The organism is Sorangium sp. So ce834 (assembly GCF_051521425.1).
In the GTDB taxonomy this organism is placed as follows: Bacteria; Myxococcota_A; Polyangia; order Polyangiales; family Polyangiaceae; genus Sorangium; species Sorangium cellulosum_D.
In genome coordinates this window covers 7,536,551-7,555,059 of the sequence record NZ_CP150351.1, presented here as the reverse complement: position 1 = coordinate 7,555,059, position 18,509 = coordinate 7,536,551, and the positions used below count along the sequence as shown (strand labels likewise).

General features: G+C 73.7%; 14 protein-coding genes. 5 read left to right on the top strand and 9 right to left on the bottom strand.

From position 1 onward, the window contains the following. Nucleotide 1: 1 nt before the first annotated feature. The 7 genes from WMF20_RS27105 to WMF20_RS27075 all read right to left on the bottom strand — a co-directional run bounded on the left by WMF20_RS27105 (nt 2) and on the right by WMF20_RS27075 (nt 8,176). Nucleotides 2–643 (bottom strand): HD domain-containing protein, encoded by a 642-nt coding sequence (locus WMF20_RS27105; RefSeq protein ID WP_437604834.1) that lies wholly within the window; start codon nt 641–643, stop codon nt 2–4. Between the two features lie 102 nt (nt 644–745). Continuing rightward, complete coding sequence (locus WMF20_RS27100; protein ID WP_437604833.1) at nt 746–1,606, bottom strand: mechanosensitive ion channel family protein; 861 nt, start codon at nt 1,604–1,606, stop codon at nt 746–748. Between the two features lie 322 nt (nt 1,607–1,928). Then, nucleotides 1,929–2,849, bottom strand: a complete 921-nt coding sequence (locus WMF20_RS27095) for a formylglycine-generating enzyme family protein (RefSeq protein ID WP_437604832.1) — start codon at nt 2,847–2,849, stop codon at nt 1,929–1,931. Between the two features lie 590 nt (nt 2,850–3,439). After that, entirely contained in the window at nt 3,440–4,660 is a 1,221-nt protein-coding gene (locus WMF20_RS27090) for a matrixin family metalloprotease (protein WP_437604831.1), read from the bottom strand. Nucleotide 4,661: 1 nt separating this feature from the next. Further along, on the bottom strand, nt 4,662–5,231 hold the full coding sequence (locus WMF20_RS27085) for a hypothetical protein (protein ID WP_437604830.1): 570 nt from the start codon (nt 5,229–5,231) through the stop codon (nt 4,662–4,664). Between the two features lie 332 nt (nt 5,232–5,563). Next, nucleotides 5,564–7,576, bottom strand: coding sequence for a DUF4139 domain-containing protein (locus WMF20_RS27080; RefSeq protein WP_437604829.1), 2,013 nt, complete (start codon nt 7,574–7,576; stop codon nt 5,564–5,566). Nucleotides 7,577–7,693: 117 nt separating this feature from the next. Continuing rightward, complete coding sequence (locus WMF20_RS27075) at nt 7,694–8,176, bottom strand: peroxiredoxin (protein ID WP_129577131.1); 483 nt, start codon at nt 8,174–8,176, stop codon at nt 7,694–7,696. Here WMF20_RS27075 and WMF20_RS27070 point away from each other — a divergent pair. Beyond that, a complete protein-coding gene (locus tag WMF20_RS27070; RefSeq protein ID WP_437604828.1) occupies nt 8,175–9,605 on the top strand; it encodes a hypothetical protein in 1,431 nt (476 codons plus the stop codon). The two genes, WMF20_RS27075 and WMF20_RS27070, sit on opposite strands and share 2 nt — an antisense overlap. A 93-nt stretch (nt 9,606–9,698) precedes the next feature. On the opposite strand, the gene WMF20_RS27065 is transcribed toward WMF20_RS27070, so the two are convergent. Then, on the bottom strand, nt 9,699–10,184 hold the full coding sequence (locus WMF20_RS27065; protein WP_129577129.1) for a hypothetical protein: 486 nt from the start codon (nt 10,182–10,184) through the stop codon (nt 9,699–9,701). A 335-nt stretch (nt 10,185–10,519) separates the two neighbouring features. Further along, nucleotides 10,520–12,112: a protein kinase domain-containing protein gene (locus WMF20_RS27060; RefSeq protein ID WP_437604827.1), complete on the bottom strand. Its 1,593-nt coding sequence runs from the start codon at nt 12,110–12,112 to the stop codon at nt 10,520–10,522. Nucleotides 12,113–12,282: 170 nt separating this feature from the next. Between WMF20_RS27060 and WMF20_RS27055 the strand changes: the two genes are divergently transcribed. From WMF20_RS27055 to WMF20_RS27040, 4 genes are all read left to right on the top strand, one after another. After that, complete coding sequence (locus WMF20_RS27055) at nt 12,283–14,919, top strand: protein kinase domain-containing protein (RefSeq protein ID WP_437604826.1); 2,637 nt, start codon at nt 12,283–12,285, stop codon at nt 14,917–14,919. Between the two features lie 123 nt (nt 14,920–15,042). Next, nucleotides 15,043–16,146, top strand: a complete 1,104-nt coding sequence (locus WMF20_RS27050; RefSeq protein WP_437604825.1) for a serine/threonine-protein kinase — start codon at nt 15,043–15,045, stop codon at nt 16,144–16,146. 52 nt (nt 16,147–16,198) lie between these two features. Then, a complete protein-coding gene (locus WMF20_RS27045; protein ID WP_437604824.1) occupies nt 16,199–17,320 on the top strand; it encodes a hypothetical protein in 1,122 nt (373 codons plus the stop codon). Between the two features lie 591 nt (nt 17,321–17,911). Then, nucleotides 17,912–18,166 carry a hypothetical protein gene (locus WMF20_RS27040; protein WP_437604823.1) on the top strand — a complete coding sequence of 85 codons (255 nt, stop codon included), beginning with the start codon at nt 17,912–17,914 and terminating at the stop codon, nt 18,164–18,166. Nucleotides 18,167–18,509 lie beyond the last annotated feature (343 nt).

Here is an 18,509-nt window from a genome sequence, read left to right as displayed (position 1 = left end):
CTCAGCGCACCGCGCCGCCGATCTCGACCGCGAGGCGGGCGAGGTACTGCCTCATGAACTCCGCCCGTCGCGCCCCCTCGCGACGCCCGGCGGCCGTCCTCAGGCTCTCGGCGGTTTTGAACAGCTTCACATGAAAGTGGTCGATCGCGTTCTCGCGGTCGTTCCACGGCCTCCGCTCGGCGAACGGATCCTGGGGATCGTAGAACCGCACCCCGAGCAGCCCGCCCACGGCGAAGCAGCGGGCGATCCCGATGGCCCCCAGCCCGTCGAGCCGGTCCGCGTCCTGGACGACCCTGGCCTCGAGGGTCCTCGGCTCGATGCCCGCGCTGTAGCTGTGGGCCTCGATGGCGTGGGCGATGTCCGCGAGGAACGCCTCGGGGTACGCGACGCTCCGGAGGAAGCGCAGCGCCTCCTCCGCGGAGAGCCGCGAGGCCTGGGAGCGCCTGGGATCGTTCTTGGGGACGTTCACGAGGTCGTGCAGCCAGGCCGCGGGGACGACGACCTCCAGCTTGGCCCCTTCGTCGGCCGCGAGGGCCTTGGCCGTGGCGACCACGCGCGTGAAGTGCGCCAGATCGTGGGCCGGATCCTTGCCGAGATCGGTCTGCTCGAGCTGCTTCGCGAAGAGCGCTTCCCAGTCCCTCATCCCCCGCCTCTTACCCACCGGGACGAGCGCGGGCAACGCCGACGGGGAGCGCGAGCGCCATCCGTCGCGGGCCGCCTCCGCGCGCGGCCCGTGGGCGGCGCGTCAGGCCGCCGGGTGCGCCTCTGCGCCCTCGCCGCGGGGAGGCGCGGCCGCGAGCTGGTTGATCTGCACGTGCTGGCTCGGGACAGGCAGCCCAAGCTTGCCGAGCTCCTCGCGGATGACCTTGTTGGTGGCGAAGAAGACGGCGCCGTAAGAGCTGCTCTGGCAGAAGGGCCGGACGGCCAGCACGGGCCCGGAGAGGTTGAACTCCAGGATCTCGACGACGGGCGCGGGCTCGCTGACCACGTTGGGGATGAGCGCGAGGCGCGCCTTGAGCCGGGCGATCGCCGCCTCGTGATCCGCGCCGTGCGCGAGCTGCGCCGTGCAATCGACGCGACGGAACGGGTTCGCGCTGAGGTTCTGGATCGTGTCGCTGAAGATCTTGGCGTTGCCCACGATGGTGCGGATGTTGTCCGGCGTGTCCAGGGCGGTCGCGAAGAGCCCGATCGAGTGCACCGCGCCCGTCACGCCCCCGGCCGTCACGACATCGCCGGTCTTGAAGGGGCGCAGGAGGATCATGAAGATGCCCGCCGCGAGGTTCGAGAGGAGCCCGGACCACGCCATGCCGATGGCGATGCCGATCGCGGCGAGCAGGCTGGCAAAGGTGGTCGTCTCGACGCCGAAGACGCTGAGCACCGCAATGATCAGCAGGATGTTCAGCAGCACGGACGTCGCCGACTCCAGATAATGCGCCAGCGTGACGTCGAGCTTCTTCAGCGCGGCGCTGCGCTGCATGACCGAGAGGACCCCCCGGATGATTATCCGGCCGATGACCCAGACCAGGATCGCGCCCACGATCTTCGTGCCGACGCTCACCCCGAGCGCGACCCCCATGTCCATGTATCGCTGAACTCTCTCGTCCATCTCAAGCCTCCTGGCGACGTGCGCGCCGCTCGCGGGGCGCCCTGTGCAAGGCGCGTGCGCGCCTCGCCTCGAGAGAGCTTCCCCCGGCGGGCACCTCTATCACGCGAGCGGGGCGGTTCGCGAGAGGGGCGGTAGAGATCTTCGAGCATCAGCCGTGCGGCCTGCGCACCTCAGCTGGCCGCGGGGCCGGCGCCCGGCCGCGCCTCGGGTCGCCGGCGCGTCCTCCTCGCTCGCCGGCGCCCGCGGGCGCTGCCGCGGCCGCACACGATCGCTCGCATCTCCGGTCGGTATGCTGAGGTCAGCGCCACGGAGCCGCTGGGCGCTACGTCGCCTGCGGCTCCACGTCGGCGCAGCAGCGGAAGCCGACCTCGTAGCCGTAGTCGTCTTCCTTGTGAAAGGTCGTCATCGGGCGGCACTGGCTCCGGATCGGACCCCACCACCCGCCCTTGAGCCCGCTGCGGTAGGGGGCCTTCTGGTCGGTGCGCACCACCCACTCGTTGACGTTGCCGTTCAGATCGTAGACGCCTGCCCACGAGGCGCACTCCGCGCGCGAGCCGGCCGGCTCGCGGCCGTCCAGCCGCGAGAGCTCGGCGGCGCATCGCTCGTTCTGCATGCAGGCCTGGTAGTGGAGCAGCCGCTGCGAGTGGTCTGGAAAGCGGTACTCCCGGTCTTGATTGCACGTCTCGGCGTTCCGCTCGTAGCCGTAGACGTAAGGCAGCGCCTCGGGGCCCTCGCAGGCGAAGTTGAACTCGGCCTCGGTGCACAGCCTTTTGCCCTGCGCCTCGCAAAGATCGGCGGCCTGCTCCCACGACGTCAGGGTGCGCGGCAGCTCGCCCGGGACGTTCGGGTACTCGTAGCGGTCCATGCAGAACGAGAGGCTCTCGGTCTTCTTGGCGACGCACCGCGACGGCTCGCGGAAACGCAGGCACCGGGCGGCCACGCCCGGCTCGCCGTGGCGCTTCGTCCACTCGGGGTGGTATTCGAGGCATTCTTGCACCACGGCGGGGCAATACTCGCCTTCCACCCGCACCATCCCGCCGGGGCAGCCCTCGGTCCTTCCGGGCAGGGTGACCGGCGCCTCGATCGCCGGGGGGTCGTCCGTCGTGGGCTCGTCCAGCGGCCCGTCGGTCGCCATCTCCGCAGACGCGATCGGCGCGGGATCGGACTGCGGGAGGTCGGACTGCAGAAGCTCGGACTGCGGGAGGTCGGACGGCGGAAGCTCGGACTGCGGGGGTTCGGACATCCCCCCGGAAAGCTCGCGAATCTCGCCGTTGCGAGCGTCCCTTCCCTCCGTGTCCGGGTGACTGCTGCAGCCAGAGGCCGCAACGCCAAGCAGTGTCAGTAGTACCGTGATGCCCAGGGTTCGCACAATGACCTCTTCCCACGTTTGCCTACATCGGCGCACATGCGTGGGCCAAGACTTGAACCGAGCTCGCCTCGATCGTCGCGCGAGCGTCGGGACCTGGGTGGAGAGATTGCAAAATCCCGGCCTACTGCCGTGCCCGGCGATCGCGGGCCACGCGGCTGCGCGGCCCGTCGTCGAGCCGCGGTGTGGCCGCCTGGACGGCCGGAATGGCCGGCCAGCGCGCGGCCACCTCGGCACACCGCCTTGCGCGCGACATGCGCGCCCTACGTCAGTTTTGCGTGGTTGGATGGCCGCCGACGCGTCGCCGTGCCCACGGTCGGTCGGCGGTCCCCGGGCGGCGCGAGCGACGGCGCCGCGGCGGGACGATCATCGACGCCCACCGCGGGCCGGGGTGGGGCCGGCCGGGCGGCCGACGCCCGCGCCGGCGCGGCCGCCGGCGGTCCCCCGGGATGCCCGCGGCCGAACGCTCAGCGCCGGCGCCGCCGCGAGGCCAGCGCGCCGAGCACGCCGAGGAGCATGACCCCCCCGAGATCGGCCGAGCGGCCGTTGGTCGAGCACGAGCACCCGGAGTCGCTGCCGGACTCCCCGTCGTCGTCCTTCGGCGTGTCGTCGGGCGACGCGCCTCCGCCGCCCACGCCGCTGCCCGAGGCGCTGCCCGAGGCCGCCGACGAGCTCGACGCCGCGCTCGTGGTCGAGCCGCCTCCGGCCGAGGAGGTCGACGTGCTGCTCGCGCCAGCGCCGCCGCCGCCATCGCCGCCGCCGCCGCCACCGCCGCCGCCGCCGTCGACGCCGGCGCACTCGGTGGAGCACTCCGCCGAGCACTCGCCGCAGATGCACTCGATGATGCGGACGTAGATGCTGGCGCCCTCCGCATGAGTGTCCACGCAGCGCTGCGCGCACGCGTCGTCCGCGCACTCGGAGTAACAGCCGGCGAATTCCCGGCACGGGCGCGACGCGCCGCAGGCGTCGTACCGCGCCCTGCACACGCCCGCGAGCGAGTCGTTGGAGCAGCTGTTGCACTCGCTGCCGCCGCCGCTCGCGGCGCTCGCGGCGCTCGCGGCCGTGGTCCCGCCGATGGGGTACAGGGCGCACACGCCCTCGATGTCGTCGTCCTCGAGGGAGCGGATCGACGAGCCAGCGACGTAGTACGCGGTCATCGTCGAGCCCCGCGCGTCGGAGTGGCCGAGGCCCAGGAAGTGCCCCTCTTCGTGCGTGGCGATCGACTGCGTGTCGACGCATCCGTCGTTGCCGGTGTCGTTCCAGCAGAACCCGACGTTGTTGAAGACCATGTCGGCGTCCACGATGGCGTTGCCGAAACCCCAGGCCGGCGTCGTGACGCCGATGACCGAGTGGACGTCGCCGAGCATGCCCGGCCAGGAGTCGCTGATCCAGTGGAACACGCTCTTGCCGTCTCTGTGGTCGTAAAGATCGGTGGTGTCGCCGAGGAGGGTGACCCCCCACTCCGTACACCCCACGCTCGACCACGCCTCGAACCCGGCCTGGATCCGGGAGACGGCGATGCCGGCGATCGGGCGCGGGATCGTCGACTGGTTGATGTAGTAGCCGACGGGCAGCTTGCCCCAGCGGGGAACGCTGGGGTCGAGCGGCGTCCACGCGGCGGCCTCGCCAGCGGCGGCGAGGGAGGAGAGGGCGCCGAGGGCGGCGGCGAGGGCGACGCGGCGCCTCACCTCACTTCACTCCCGCGAGGTGGACCACGTCCGTCATGAGGCTCTCGACCGGCTCGACCTCCACGGCGGGCGTCTGCACGGGCACCAGCGCGCCGCCGTTCCGCCGGACGAGGTGCAGCCCCTCGAGGCTGCGCCGCGCCAGGCCCTTCGTGTCCACGTGATAGACCGACAGCGCGAGCGCCGTGAAGTGCCATCGCCCCTTGTCGCCGGCGCGCAGGAAGACCACCGCGTCCTCGCCCTGCGAGAGGTTGGCGTCGCCGAGCACGCGCTGTGTCTTGCCGTTGTAGGTCCCGCCCATCTGCTCCAGCACGATCACCTTCGGACCACCGCTGTCCGCGCCGCCCTTGAGCGGCTGAGTGACCGTGAGCTCGGTGCGGGTCACGATCGACCTCCCGTCGTCGGACTCCGTCGTGTACGACTTGCCGACGGTCACGCGCGCGACGGTCGCCGACTTGCGCACGAGCTCCTCGCGCGAGAGCAGGACGGCCGTCGTCGCGTCGGCGGGCGCGCCGAGGCACAGCAGAGCGGCGGCAGCGGACAGGGAGAGCACTGCGTTCACGCTTCTCTTCATGTCGATGACTCCTTAAGACCCTCTGTTCTATCCTGAAGCGCGCGCGGCGGCCAACCGGGATCAGGACGGAGTTCGTGCTCTCCGTGCTGCGGTGCAGGATATCTGTCGTGGTGACGGAACATCGCGCGATCGGATGGCGTCATGCCGTCATCTGCGCTCTGCGTAATTGCTCACCGCGCGTGGGTGGTGCGCCGAAATTTGTGCGGTGCCTGTGACGCGCTGCTCGTCCTCGAGGGCGAGATCGTCATGTCGCTGCGCGACGGGGGGAGAGCGTCATCGCGCCCGGGAGGAGCTGCCCGGGCCGCATCTTCGGGGCCCGAGGCCGGGCGGAACTAGGGCGCGAGCGACAGGTCGCGCACGTAGTCGGCGAGCGCCCGCTCCGCGCTGGCCACCGCCTCCCGCGCGCCCGGCAGCTTCGCCGACAGCGCCGCGATCCGGTCTTCCTGCTCGCTCAGCGCCCTGAGGTACCGCTCCTGGAGCGCGCTCCCGGCGGGCACCACCTTGAGGTTCGCGCGCACGCGCTCCTGCTCGCCGCGCAGCGCCGCGAGCTCGGCCTCCAGCGCCGAGAGCGCGCGCCGCTGGACTTCGACAGCCGCCCTGAGCTCCGCGATCCGCGCGAACACGGCGCGCAGCGCCTCGGGGATCTCGCGCGAGGACAGGTACACCTCGATCTGCTCGTTGGACAGGCTCGTGAGCGCGATCGTGTGCGAGACGGGGTGCTCCAGCGCGACCGTGAGCCGCGCCGTCTCGCCCGCGGCCACCTCCCGCCGGATGCGGTAGCGATCGCGCGTCGTCTCGACGCCCTCCTTGGGCTCGGCGAGCTCCCACCCGGCGAGGCGCGGGTGCTCGATGAGCACGACGCGCGGCTCGCGCGCGGCGCCCACGATCGTGTAGACCGTCACCTTGCGGGCGGTCCGGACGAGCTCCAGCACGCCGCCCTGGATCCGCGCGCGGGCGATCGCCTCCTCGGCCCGCTCCTCGCGGTCGATGCGCACCTTCAGGTCCACGGCGAAGCTCACGAGCCGCGACTCGCCCGGCGGCAGCGCCGCGAGCCGGGCGTCGCCCACGTAGGTGACGACCCCCCCGGCGGAGCGCTCGTAGACCGTCATCGCGCCGGGCGGCAGGCTCGTGTCGCTGTCGTTCCGCAGCCGCACCGAGGCGAGCGGCCTGTGCGCGCTCGCCTCCGGCTGGTAGAGCCACACGCGCTCCGCCGGGAGCTCGCGCTCGACGATCGGGAGGAGCGCCGTATGCCCGCTCGCGATCGTGAGGGGCGCAGGGAAGTGGAACACGACCTGCGTCGCCGCCTCCTTGCGCTCCGGCGCGCGCTCCTCGGCCTTCTCGGCCACGGCCTTTTCGGCCGGCGCGGGGGCCCCGGCGGGGCCCGCGAGGCCTTGGTAGCCCGCGTGCCGCGCCGCCCTCGCCGCGAGCGCCGCGGCGCCCTCGTCGAGGCGCGGCAGCACCCGCTCCGCGACGTCGACCGGCACCTCGGGGCGCTCCACATAGTAGATCTCGTAGAGCGCCTGGCGGAACGTCACCGGGTTGCCCGACACCAGGGTGAAATCCACGTTCTCCCAGTCGCCGCCGCTCTGGTTCTCCACGATGGCCCACCCGGAGAGCGCGCCTGTCTTCGCCTGCGCGTCCTCCGGCACGGTGAGCCGATACGAGGTCTTCCAGAGCGGCACCTCGATGACGTAGGCCACCCGGACGACCCGCTCGCCCTCGCCGGCCGTGCGCACGACGAGCTCGCGGCGGTTGCGCTGGCGCCGGCTCGCGAGCCCGAGCAGCGCCGCGCCGACCTGCCGCCGCAGCCGCTCCTCGGCGAACTCCACGCTCTCGAGCGCCTCCAGGACGACCTGCTTCAGCGCGCCGTCCGACATCAGCGCGAGCCAGTGCCGGTTCTCCGAGCCGCCGCCCGGCAGCGCCACCTGCGCCGCCGTGACCGCGACGATCCGCCCGGCGACGATCCCCTCGGGCCCGCGGGCCCGCACCTCGGCGCCGCGCAGGGCGTTCAGCAGGGAGGCCTCGGACTCCAGCGCTCCCTCGTCGAACGGGAGCTCGCGGAACAGGTCGCGCAGCGGCTCCCTCCCGGGAAGCGTGATGCTCCCGGTCACGCCGCGATCGTCGTAGACGACGATGCTCTTCAGCACGTCGTCGACCTGATCGAGCCGCACCTCGAGCCGGAGCGCGGCGTCGCCGCGCACGCGCGCCTCGTACTCGAAGTATCCGACGCCGCCGGTCGAGAGCACGACGCGGCGCAGCGAGAGCGCGTCCGCCGCGGTCCCCGGCCGGGCAACACCCGTCGCGTCGGCCGCCAGCGTCGCTGTCGTCCACAAGTGATGATCCATCGTCGCCTCCCCCCGGCGGAGGCGTGCGATGGCCCCGCCGTGGGGGTTCATAACGCCCCTCGCGAGGGCGTCAACGACGGGCGACGGGTGGAGTTCGCGCGCCGCTCCCGGCGCCCGTCAACCGCGGCCGGAGGCCTCGATTCGCTTCACGACGGCGAGCGCCTCCTCGACGTGCCTCGCCGCGCGGAGCTGGGAAGAAAAGGCATGTCGAACGACCCCCTCGCGATCGATGACGAACGTCACGCGGCCCGGGAGGAGCCCGAAGAGCGGCCTCACGCCGTAGCGCGCCGCGATCTGCCCGCCGGGGTCGCTGAGCAGCGTCATGGGCAGGCGGTGCTTCTGCGCGAACTGCTCGTGGGATCCCTCCGAGTCGGCGCTCACCCCGATGACCTCGGCGCCGGCCTCCGCGAAGGCGTCGTAACGATCGCGGAAAGCGCACGACTCCGCGGTGCATATCAGGGTGTCGTCCTTGGGATAGAAAAAGAGGACGACGGCCTTCTTGCCGCGGAAATCGGAGAGCTTCACCGCCTCTCGCCTCTGCGATTGCAGGGTGAAGTCAGGGGCGATCTGACCGACGGACAGGGTGGAGGGGGCGAGCATGTCGGTCCTCTACCCGATGCGCCGCGCCGCGTCCAAGGCCGCGGGGCCGCGCGGAGACCCGCCGGCGGCGCGCGGCGGCGGCTCCTCCGCTCCGGAGCTTCTTCGCGATCTCCAGGCAGGCGCCCGGCCGCAGGCCGCGGCGGATTCTCCAGGGACCGGGCCCGCGGCCGCCCCGCGCCCGGGAGAGATCGAGCGAGCGGCGGCCCAGAAGGCGCGCAGCGCGCGCCGGACACCGGCCGCGGGCGGCCGATCGGGCTACCCTGGGCGCCCCATGGCCACCACGTTCGCTGCGCTCATCTTTCGACCCGCCGAGATCCCGGACCGCGCGCTGTCCCAGGGCTTTGCCGTGGCGCTCGGCGGCTGGGACGTCGCCGCGCCGCGCCTGTTCGTCGCGCCGCTCCCGGGCGTGCCCGGCTACGCTGCCGCGTATTACTCGAGCGGCGAGCCCGCGGGCGGCGGCGACGAGCTCGACCACCTCGCCGAGCTCTTCGAGGACGAGCTCTCCCCGCCCGTCGCCGTGCTCGACGCGGCCGAAGGGCTCGGCCACGCGGGCGCGACGATCTTCGCGCTCGTGTTCTCGGAGGAGGTCGTCCACGACGACGGCTGGCGCTTCGAGGCGAGCGGGTTCGTCCGCCATTTCGTGCGGGAAGGGGAGGACGGCCTCGAGGCCGGCGTGGAGACGCCCGACCGGAGCGACCTCGTCGCCATCGACGCCGATCTGCCGGAGACCGCGACCGCCCAGGAGGAGCGCGACGCGACGGATCGCGCGATCCGGCCGCACCGCGGCTCCACGTTCCTCGCGGCCGAGCTGGGGGCCCCGGTGCTCGGCGCGCTGATGGGCGGCCTCTTCGCGCCCGAGCGCCGGGTCGCGGTGCACCTGGTCGAGCCGGGGCCGGCGTCGATCGCCGCGGAGGTGGAGCGCCTCAACCGGGTGCTCCGGCGCGAGGACGGCCGCGGCGCGAAGGCGACGCCCCCGCCGCCCGTCCGCGGCGTCGCCCCGCCGGCGACGTACGCGGCGTTCGCGCGCGCCTACGACTGGGCCGATCCGGCGGATCCGGAGGATCTCTACCGGGAGCTCGCGATCGGCGCCGTCGAGGGCACGCTGCGCTTCCTGCGCGAGGACGAGCTCCTCGGCCACGAGCGCGAGCCCGGCTGGGACGCGGCGGCGGCGCGGCAGCTCTACCCGATCGCGCGGCTCTCGGGCTCGGCGCTCGGCGGCGGCGCGGCCCAGCGGGCGATCCTCGCGCTCGGGGCCGACGGCGAGCAGCTCTGGGTCGTCCGCGGCGGCACGAGCGCGGCGCCGGCCGGTCCGACGTTCGGCGAGCTCCTGCGCTACCTCTCGCTGGGCTGGTCGCGCCGGAGCGACGCGGAGGAAGACCTCATCGGGGCGCTGATGCTGCGCGCGCGCCTCAGGTCCCTCGGGGGCTGAGCCGACGCGCGGGCGGCTGGGCGTCCGGCATCGAACGGTCGCCGCGCCCCGCGCCTGCGGCGTGGGGCGCCTCGGTGCGTGTGCCCGCCCGGATCAGAGATAGGTGTCGTACGCTTGGCGCCCGGTGATGGCGGGGCGGACCGGGTACATGCTGGGGTCGTCAAGGACCATGTGGAGCACGCCCACCTCCCGCTCGTTGTTGGCGAATACGCTCACGAGGATCCCGCCCTGCTTGACGCCCTTTTCGTAGCGTTCCGCCCAGTGCTTCGGGACGCCTGCGGAGATGAGGATCTCGCGCAGGCCGCCGGTGATCCCGGCGCCGACCGCGCTCGCCACCACGGCGGCGAGCGGGCCGGCCACCACGAATCCGAGGTCGGGAACCACGGCGCTCATCGCGATGGCGGCGCCGAACGTGTGCGCCGGCGGCGTTCCGTCCGGAACCCTGAAGCACCTGTGGCGCGTCGCGTCGGTCATCAGCAGGCTGACGTCCTGTCGCGTGTAGCCGCAGTCGATGATGCGTTCCGCCGCGGCTTCCGCCTCGTCGCGCGTCTGCACCAGGCCAATTACGAGCTTCGCCATGAGAGACCTCCTTCGCGTGAGCGCGTCCCCGCTCCGGGCCCCCGCGGCGGATACCGCACGGACCATGCCAATTCGGATTTCTCACGCGTCCGCGCGATTGCTTCGATATTCGCGGCCCCTGGACCCCGGCCGAGCGAGGCGGGATGTCGCAGTGCGCCCGCCGTGCCTCGCCTTCTGATGGCAACTTTCGCCTGCGCCGCGCGATATTCCATGTTTGAAAGCGAACGGCGCAAGAACGCCGTGACAAGAGGTCTCGTCCGGCCGGTGCGACCGCGCGCGCGCCGGCGTTCACCGACCGCCTGGGGCGGCTGGAGCACGGCAGCGCGGAGGTCGCCTCAGAAGCCGATCGTGTCCTCGAGCGGCGGAGGCGGCGGCTTCGTCGCCGCGGGGCGACCCGTCGTCGCGGCCCGGCCGCGGCCGTCCGCGGCGCCGCGCGGCGCTGCGGTCGCGCCGGGCTTCCCGGCCGCGGGCGAGCCCGTCCGGGGTCCCGGCGCGCCTGCCTGGACCGACGGGGTGCCTGCCGTGCCCGCCTGGTTCGCCTGCGCGGCCGCCGCCCCCGGCTGTGCGCCCTCCGCGGCCTCGGCCGTGCCCGCCTTCGCGGGCTCGACCGTGGCTTCCGCCGCGGGCTCCGCCGGCGCGATCTGCCCCGGCGCCAGAGCGCCGCCCTGCGCAGCGGGCCCAGCCGGCTGCGCTGCGCCCGACGCCGCCTGCCGCGGCGCCGGGTCGGCCGAGGGCGAAGACGCCTCGACGCTGGGCGACGGCCTCGCCACGAGGAACACGACCACCGACAGGGCCGCCCCCGCGGCGAGCGCCCCCGCCAGGATGGCCGGCGCCCATTTGCGGGACCCGTCGGTCCCCGAGGTCGCCATGCCGGCGAGCGTCCGCCCCGGCGTGCCCGTGCTCGAGAGCCGCGCGCCCGGCGCCGACGACGGCGTGCCGGTGGTCGAGAGCCGCGCGCCCGGCGAAGGCGGCACCGGCGCCCCGAACAGCACCGGCTGCGACCCGCCCGCCGGCGCGCCCCCGTGGCTCACCCGGTCCCCGCTGGACGACGGCTCGGTCGTGAACGGCGTGCGCGCGAGCCCGAGGACCGCGTGCTCCAGCGCCTCCGCCAGCTGCCGCGCCGACGCGAAGCGCGCCGCAGGATCGAGCGCCAGCGCCCGCTTCATCCAGGCGTCGATCGCCGGGGAGAGCTCCGGCCGGATCGCGCTCGGCGGCGTGAAGATCCCGGTGTGGAGCACGACCGACAGCGCGCCCAGCGTCTCGCCCCGGAACGGCACCTGCCCGGTGAGCGCGTGGTAGGCGACCACCGCGAGACCCCAGAGATCCGCGCGGAAATCGACGTGCTTCGCGCTGAGCAGCTGCTCGGGGCTCATGTAGAGCGGCGTGCCGAGCATGCTCCCGGTCGACGTCATGCCGAGATCGCCCTGCGGCGCGCCCTGGACCCGCTTCGCCACCCCGAAGTCGACCACCTTCACGAACAGCTCGCCCTCGACGTCGAGCAGGAAGATGTTGTCCGGCTTGACGTCGCGGTGGACGATCCCGAGCTGGTGCGCCCGCCCGAGCGCCTTCGCCGTCTGCGCCACGATCGCCGCGACCTCGACCGGCGGCAGCGCGCCCAGCCGCTGCATGCGGCTCTTCAGGTCCTCCCCCTCGAGCAGCTCCATCACGATGTACGGCACGCCGTCCGGCGTGACCCCGTGATCGAAGACCTGCGCGACGTGCGGGCTCTTGATCTGCGCGGCCGCCATCGCCTCCCGCCGGAAGCGCTCGACGAAGCCGCTCTGGTCCGCGTAGGCCGGCGACATGAACTTCACCGCCACCTGCGTCCCGAGCGCGAGGTGATCGGCCACCCACACGCTCCCCATCGCCCCCTTGCCGAGCTCACGCGCCAGCCTGAGCGTGCTCGTCACCTGCTGTCCGGGGTTCATCGGGGGTGCCTCTCCAATCAGCCGAGCCGCCGACCCGAGAAGGCGCCGTGTGCGCGAAGCGCGGTCCTCCGGGCGTCTACGCGCACAGCGTACAACAATCGCCCCGAACCGTCACCAACGAGCGCGTAGGCCGCGGACGTGGCAGGTGCTCTCGGATAAGCTCTCGCCATATGCGCGAGGGCACGCTGGTCGCAGGCCGGTTCGAGGTGCACCGCCTTGCCGGCGCCGGCGGGATGGGCACGGTCTACCGGGCGACCGACCAGCTCACCGGCCGGCCCGTGGCGCTCAAGGTCGCGCCCCCGGAGCTCGCGGCCCGCTTCCGGCGCGAGGCGCGCCTGCTCGAGGCCGTGCAGCACCCGCTCATCGTCCAGCACATCGCCCACGGCACGAGCGACGACGGCGCCCTGTGGCTCGCGATGGAGTGGCTCGACGGCGTCACGCTCGACGCGCGCCTCGGCGAGGGGCCGCTCCCCGTCGCCGACGCGCTGCTCGTCGCCCACCAGATCGCCGACGCGCTCGCCGCCGTGCACGCGCTCGGGATCACGCACCGCGACCTCAAGCCGAGCAACGTGCTCCTCCGCGACGGCAGGGTCGACGGCGTGGTCCTGCTCGACTTCGGCGTCGCGCGGGCGGCGGCGTCGACCACCCTCGTCACGGAGGCCAGCTCGCTCGTCGGCTCGCTCGGCTACGTCGCGCCCGAGCAGGCGCGCGGCGACGCCGAGGTCGACGCGCGCGCCGACGTCTTCGCGCTCGGGGTGCTGCTCTTCGAGAGCCTCGCCGGGCAGCGCCCCTTCGCGGCCGACGACCCGCTCGCCGAGATGTGCCGTATCCTCCTCGAGGAGGCGCCGCGCCTCGCCGAGCGGCGCCCCGACGTGCCGCCCGCCATCGACGAGCTCGTCGCGCGCCTCCTGGCGAAGGACCCGTCCGCCCGCCCCGCGGACGGCCGCGCGGCCGCGGCCGCGCTCGCGGAGACGCGCGCCCTGCTCGCGCGCTCGCCCGGCGAGGGCGGGGACGGCGCGCCGGCGTCGGTCACGGGCGACGAGCGGCGGCTCATCAGCGTGGTCCTCGTCGACCTGGGCGCCGCGGACCCCGAGCCGGCGAGCGATCGAGGCGTCGAGCGCGTCGTCGCGGACGTCGCCGAGGCGTTCGGCGGCGATCGGGTGCGGCTCGCGGGTGGCACGCGGATGGTGCTCCTGTCCTCGCAGACCGACGAGGCGTTCACCGGCCGCGGCGGCTCCGGCACGATGGTCGCCTTCGATCTCGCGGCGCGCGCCGCGCAGTGCGCCCTCGCGATGAAGGCGCGCCTGCCCGGGCGCCCGGTCGCGCTCGCCACGGGGCGGGCGCAGGTGGGCGAGCGCCTGCCCGCGGGCGACGTGATCGACCGCGCGGTCGCCTGCCTGCGCGAGGCCGGGGGCGACGTGCGCATCGACGAGGTCACGGCGGGGCTCGCGGCCCCGCGCTTCGAGGTGATCGGCGACGGCCCCTCGTTCCTGCTGAAGGGCGAGCGCGACGGCACGGAGCCGGAGCGCACGCTCCTCGGGCGCGTCACCGCGTTCGTCGGGCGCGACCGCGAGCTCGCGATGCTGCGCGGCCTCTACGAGCAGAGCGCCGACGAGCCCGTGGCGCGCGCCGCGCTGGTGCTCGGCGAGGCGGGCATCGGCAAGACGCGCCTGCGCTGCGAGCTCGTCCGCGCGGTGCGCGAGGCCGACGCGCGCGCGTCGGTCTACGTGGCGCGCGGCGATCCGATCGGCGCGGGGGCGCCGTTCGGCATGCTGGGCGAGATCGTCCTCGCGGCCGCGGGCTGCCTGCCCGGCGAGGCGATCGAGGCGCGCCGCGGCAAGATCCGCGAGCACGTGGCGCGCGCCGTGCCGGCCGCGGACGCGCGGCGCATCGCGTTCTTCCTCGGCGAGATCGCGGGAACGCCGTTCGACGATCCGGAGCCCGAGCTCGACGCCGCGCGGGGGGACGCGGTCTTCCTGGGCGAGCAGGCGCGCCGCGCCGTGCTCGACTGGCTCGCCGCGCGGTGCGCCGAGGGGCCGGTCGTGGTGGTGCTCGAGGACATGCACTGGAGCGATCACGCCTCGGTGTCGGTGCTGGACGAGGCGCTCCTCTCGCTCGCGGATCGCCCGCTGCTCGTGCTCGGCTTCGCGCGCCACAGCGTGATGGAGACGTTCCCCGGGCTGTGGGCGGCGCGCGGCGTGCAGCACATCAGGCTCGGCGCGCTGAGCCCGCGGGCGGCCGAGCGGCTCGTCCGCAGCGTGTTCGGCGACGAGCTCGCGCCGTCCGAGGTGGCGCGGCTGGTCGAGCACGCGGACGGCCACCCGTTCTTCCTCGAGGAGCTGATGCGCGCGCGGGCCGAGGGCCGGAGCGACCTGCCGCCCACGGTGGTGGCGCTGATGCACACGCGGATCGAGGCGCTGCCGGCCGAGGCGAGGCGCACGCTGCGCGCGGCGAGCCTGTTCGGCGGGAGCTTCTGGCCCGACGGGGTGCTGCAGCTGCTCGGCGCCGGCACGTCGGCCGAGGCGCTCGATCGCTGGCTGAAGAGCCTGCTCTCGGAGGAGCTCGTCGCCCGGCGGGGCGTGTCGCGCTACCCGGGGCATGAGGAGCTCACGTTCCGCCACGGCCTCGTGCGCGACGCCGCCTACGGGATGCTCACCGACGGCGATCGCGCCGCCGGCCACCGCGCGGCCGCGCGCTGGCTGCGCTCGGTGGGCGAGACCGACGAGCGGGTCCTGGCCGAGCACGTCGAGCGGAGCGGCGAGCCCGAGCGCGAAGGCGGCGAGGCGCTCGCCCGCGGCCCGGCGTGAGGGCGACATATGGAAAAGGGTGAAAGACGCGACAACGCGTCACACGACGACGGCGCGTAACGTAAAATGGCCGGGTTGATGGATTTCCATTGACGTGATACCTGGCCGTCCAGAGTATCGAGCATGGAGTCGTCTGGTCTGGGCACTGTCGGTCCCTACGAGCTGCTGCTGCAGCTGGCCGTGGGCGGCATGGCCGAGGTCTTCATCGCCCGTCGCGCCCGCGCGGCGGGCCCGGGCGGCGAGGGCGCGGGCGGCGCGGCTGCCCCGGGCGAGCCGCTCGTCGCGGTGAAGCGGATCCGCGCCGATCTGCGGTCCGAGTCGGGTTATGCCGCGATGCTCTTCGACGAGGCGGGCATCGCGTCGCGCATCGCGAGCCCGAATTTCGTGCCGATCCTCGATTGCGGCCTCGACGAGGGGGGCGCGCCCTACCTCGCGATGGAGCTCGTGGTGGGGGTGACCCTGAAGCACCTCACGAGGCCGCCGGAGATGCTCGAGATCGGCGACGCGCTCGAGCTCATCGCGGAGGCGGCCGACGGGCTGCACGCGGCGCACGAGGCGCGCGACAGCTCGGGGGAGCTGCTCCAGGTGATCCACCGGGACATCTCGCCGTCGAACGTCCTCGTCGGCGTGGACGGGCGGGCGTCCATCTGCGACCTCGGGCTCGCGTACGCGCTGCGCCGCACGACGCGGACGAAGACCGGGACGGTGAAGGGGAAGCTGAGCTACCTCTCGCCCGAGCAGGCGCACGCGCGGCCGCTGGATCGGCGCTCGGACGTGTTCTCCCTCGGGGTCGTGGCGTGGGAGGTGCTGGCGGGCAGGCGGCTGTTCATCGGCAGCAGCATGCTGTCGATCCTGCACGCCGTGCTGGAGCGCGAGGTGCCGCCGCTCTCGAGCGAGCGCGAGGGCGTGGGGCCGGCGGTCACGGCCGCCGTGGCGCGGGCGGTCGAGCGCGATCGCGACGCGCGCTGGCCGACCGCGGCGGATTTCGCGCGGGCGCTGCGCGAGGCGGCCGAGCGCGAGGGGCACGCCGCGTCGCGCGCGGCCATCGGCGCGCGGGTCGCCGAGATCCTGCCGGAGCCGCTGCGGCCGCTGCCGCCGTACTACGCGCCGGGCGGGCCGGTCGTCACGCCGGAGATCATCGCCACGCTGCGCTCGATGCACGCGGCGGGGGTGGTCGGCGAGGCGGACGCCAGCGTCCTGATGCCGCGGGGGCGCTCGCGCGGCTGAGCGGCGTGCACGCATGGGCGCGCGCCGGCCCGGGAGGATAGGATGTTCGAGGATGGAGCCCATCTTCGTCCTGATGATCATCTCGGGGATCGCGGGGCTCGCGAGGTGCTTCGCGGGGGCGCGAGGGGAGGCGATGCGGGCAGCCGAGGTCCGCTGGCGGCTCGCCCGGCCCGTCTGGCAGCGCGCCGCGGCCCTCGTCGGGGGGGAGTTCAGGTCGGGCCCGAGCCAGTCGGGCGACCCGCGGATGCAGATCTCCGTCGTGGTCGAGAACGTCGCGCTGCTCGTCGACCACGACGTCGACCTCGACGACGTGCTCGCCGTGCGGTACCGCACGTGGATCACCAGCACCGCGCGGAACCCGTCGGGCCTCAGGCTCCGGGTCAACGAGCAGCGGCTCGGCGGCTCCTGCGGCGGGGCCTTCCGCGCGAGGCGGGTGGACGTCGGCGATCGGGCAGCGGACGGCGCCTTCGTCGTCAAGGCGAGCAGCGCGACGCTCGCGCGCTGGTGGCTCACCCCGGAGCTGCGCGCGGCGCTCCGCGCGGCCACGGACTACCAGCTCACGCTCGAGTCGCACCGGCTCACCGCCGTCCGCGCCGGGCTGGAGGACGACGCCGAGAAGCTCGCGAGCGCCATCCGCGCCGCCGCGCTCCTCGCCGGCCGCGGGCGCGCGCTCACGAAGGAGCTGCGGGCGCTGGCGCACGAGCTCGGCGGGCGCCTCTCGCCCGGCGCCGGCTCCATCTCGTCCGAGGGCGAGGTGACCATCGAGCTCGAGCACCGCGGCCGGCGCGTGACCGTCGATTTCGGGCGGGACGGGAAGAAGGGCCCGTTCGGCACCCAGGTGCGCGCCGCCCGCGCCGCGTCCCCCTCGGAGCGGTTCGCCGCGAGGCGCCGGTCCAGGCGCGCCGCGGCGAAGGGGACGCCCCGCGCGCGCGGCGACGAGCCCCTCTCCGTCGCCTACGAGGTGCAGGCCGAGGCGCCGGACCGGCTGGCGCGGCGCCTCGGCGACGAGCTGCAGCGCGAGATCGTCGCGCTCCGCCCGGCGGCGATCCTGGGCGACGAGGCCGCCGTCGCGCTGGTGTTCGGCGAGCTCGAGACGGGGCGCGATCGGATCGAGCGCGCCATCGCCATCGTCGCCGCGCTCGCGGCGCCCGGCCCGCACGGGCCCTACCGCTGATCGCGCCGAGCCGCCGTGTCGCCGTGTCTCCGCGAGCCCGGCGTGACGGCGCGCGGTGGGCCTCGCGCGGGAGCCCGCTGTCACATCGTCCCCTGCCACAGGGGGTGTGCAGGCGTTCCTCCACGGCCTGGCCGCGCCAGAGCCAGGAGTGATCTGCCGAGATTCCCCAGGAGAGGAACACCCACGCATCGTTCGGGCCCTCGCTCGCGGCGGCCTCGTAGATCCGGCGAAAGCCTGCCCGTCCGTCCACGAAGCCATCGCTTTCCAGCTCGATGGCGAGCCTGCGGAGCCGCTCGGAGCGGGACAGTCCTGCGTCCGCGGTGCTCGCGAGGAATCGTTGGAGCGCCTCGGCAGTGATCTCGATGGGGGCGTCAGCGCGCCTGAGCTTCTCGATCTCGGCGGCAAGCCAAGGCTCCACCTGGCGAGCCTCGATGCCGCGCTCAGCCCTCTCTAGAGCTGCCCGGATCGCTTCCACAAGATTCATTCGAGACACTCTACGATGGCTCGCTCTACGTCGCAAACGCGGTGGCTCCAGGCGGCCGGGCGCGAAGGGAGGCTTCCGTCGTTGGACAGGCGAAGTCTTTGAGCCCGATGGTTTCCAAAGAAAGGAGCATCGACGTGCAGCAAGAAACTGTGCGCGAGCGAATCGAACAGACCCTGCGGGTCCTTGTAGGGCTGCCGCTACGCTACATGGGACGTGCTGTGGACATGGCCTGGCTCGGTTTCGGCGACATGGTCGAAGTGCCGAAGCGCAATGGGGGGACAAGATGGGTCGCAAGGCACGCGTTGCACCTGCAATGCGATGACAGTCACTTCGTGGTCTTCGAGGATGCTGAGAGTGATTGAGGTGGTAAGCGTCCAGCGCTGGGGCACGACGAGCGCGGATGGCGCCTTGAAGACGTGCCCGTTGGCCGGGTGCAGCAGACCGCGCGCCTTGGTTCCTGGACGGGGCGCCTTGGTTCCTGGACGGGGCGCCTTGGTTCCTGGACGGGGCGCCTTGGTTCCTGGACGGGGCGCCTTGGTTCCTGGACGGGGCGCCTTGGTTCCTGGACGGGGCGCCTTGGTTCCTGGACGGGGCGCCTTGGTTCCTGGACGGGGCGCCTTGGTTCCTGGACGGGGCGCCTTGGTTCCTGGACGGGGCGCCTTGGTTCCTGGACGGCGCGCCTGGGTTCCTGGACGGCGCGCCCGC

Bases quoted from the DNA above. Each gene is read 5' to 3' on its own strand.
- WMF20_RS27105 (WP_437604834.1), bottom strand. From the start codon at position 643: ATGAGGGACTGGGAAGCGCTCTTCGCGAAGCAGCTCGAGCAGACCGAT.
- WMF20_RS27100 (WP_437604833.1), bottom strand. From the start codon at position 1,606: ATGGACGAGAGAGTTCAGCGATACATGGACATGGGGGTCGCGCTCGGG.
- WMF20_RS27095 (WP_437604832.1), bottom strand. From the start codon at position 2,849: ATGTCCGAACCCCCGCAGTCCGAGCTTCCGCCGTCCGACCTCCCGCAG.
- WMF20_RS27085 (WP_437604830.1), bottom strand. From the start codon at position 5,231: ATGAAGAGAAGCGTGAACGCAGTGCTCTCCCTGTCCGCTGCCGCCGCT.
- WMF20_RS27080 (WP_437604829.1), bottom strand. From the start codon at position 7,576: ATGGATCATCACTTGTGGACGACAGCGACGCTGGCGGCCGACGCGACG.
- WMF20_RS27070 (WP_437604828.1), top strand. From the start codon at position 8,175: ATGTCGGTCCTCTACCCGATGCGCCGCGCCGCGTCCAAGGCCGCGGGG.
- WMF20_RS27075 (WP_129577131.1), bottom strand. From the start codon at position 8,176: ATGCTCGCCCCCTCCACCCTGTCCGTCGGTCAGATCGCCCCTGACTTC.
- WMF20_RS27065 (WP_129577129.1), bottom strand. From the start codon at position 10,184: ATGGCGAAGCTCGTAATTGGCCTGGTGCAGACGCGCGACGAGGCGGAA.
- WMF20_RS27060 (WP_437604827.1), bottom strand. From the start codon at position 12,112: ATGAACCCCGGACAGCAGGTGACGAGCACGCTCAGGCTGGCGCGTGAG.
- WMF20_RS27055 (WP_437604826.1), top strand. From the start codon at position 12,283: ATGCGCGAGGGCACGCTGGTCGCAGGCCGGTTCGAGGTGCACCGCCTT.
- WMF20_RS27050 (WP_437604825.1), top strand. From the start codon at position 15,043: ATGGAGTCGTCTGGTCTGGGCACTGTCGGTCCCTACGAGCTGCTGCTG.
- WMF20_RS27045 (WP_437604824.1), top strand. From the start codon at position 16,199: ATGGAGCCCATCTTCGTCCTGATGATCATCTCGGGGATCGCGGGGCTC.
- WMF20_RS27040 (WP_437604823.1), top strand. From the start codon at position 17,912: ATGGTTTCCAAAGAAAGGAGCATCGACGTGCAGCAAGAAACTGTGCGC.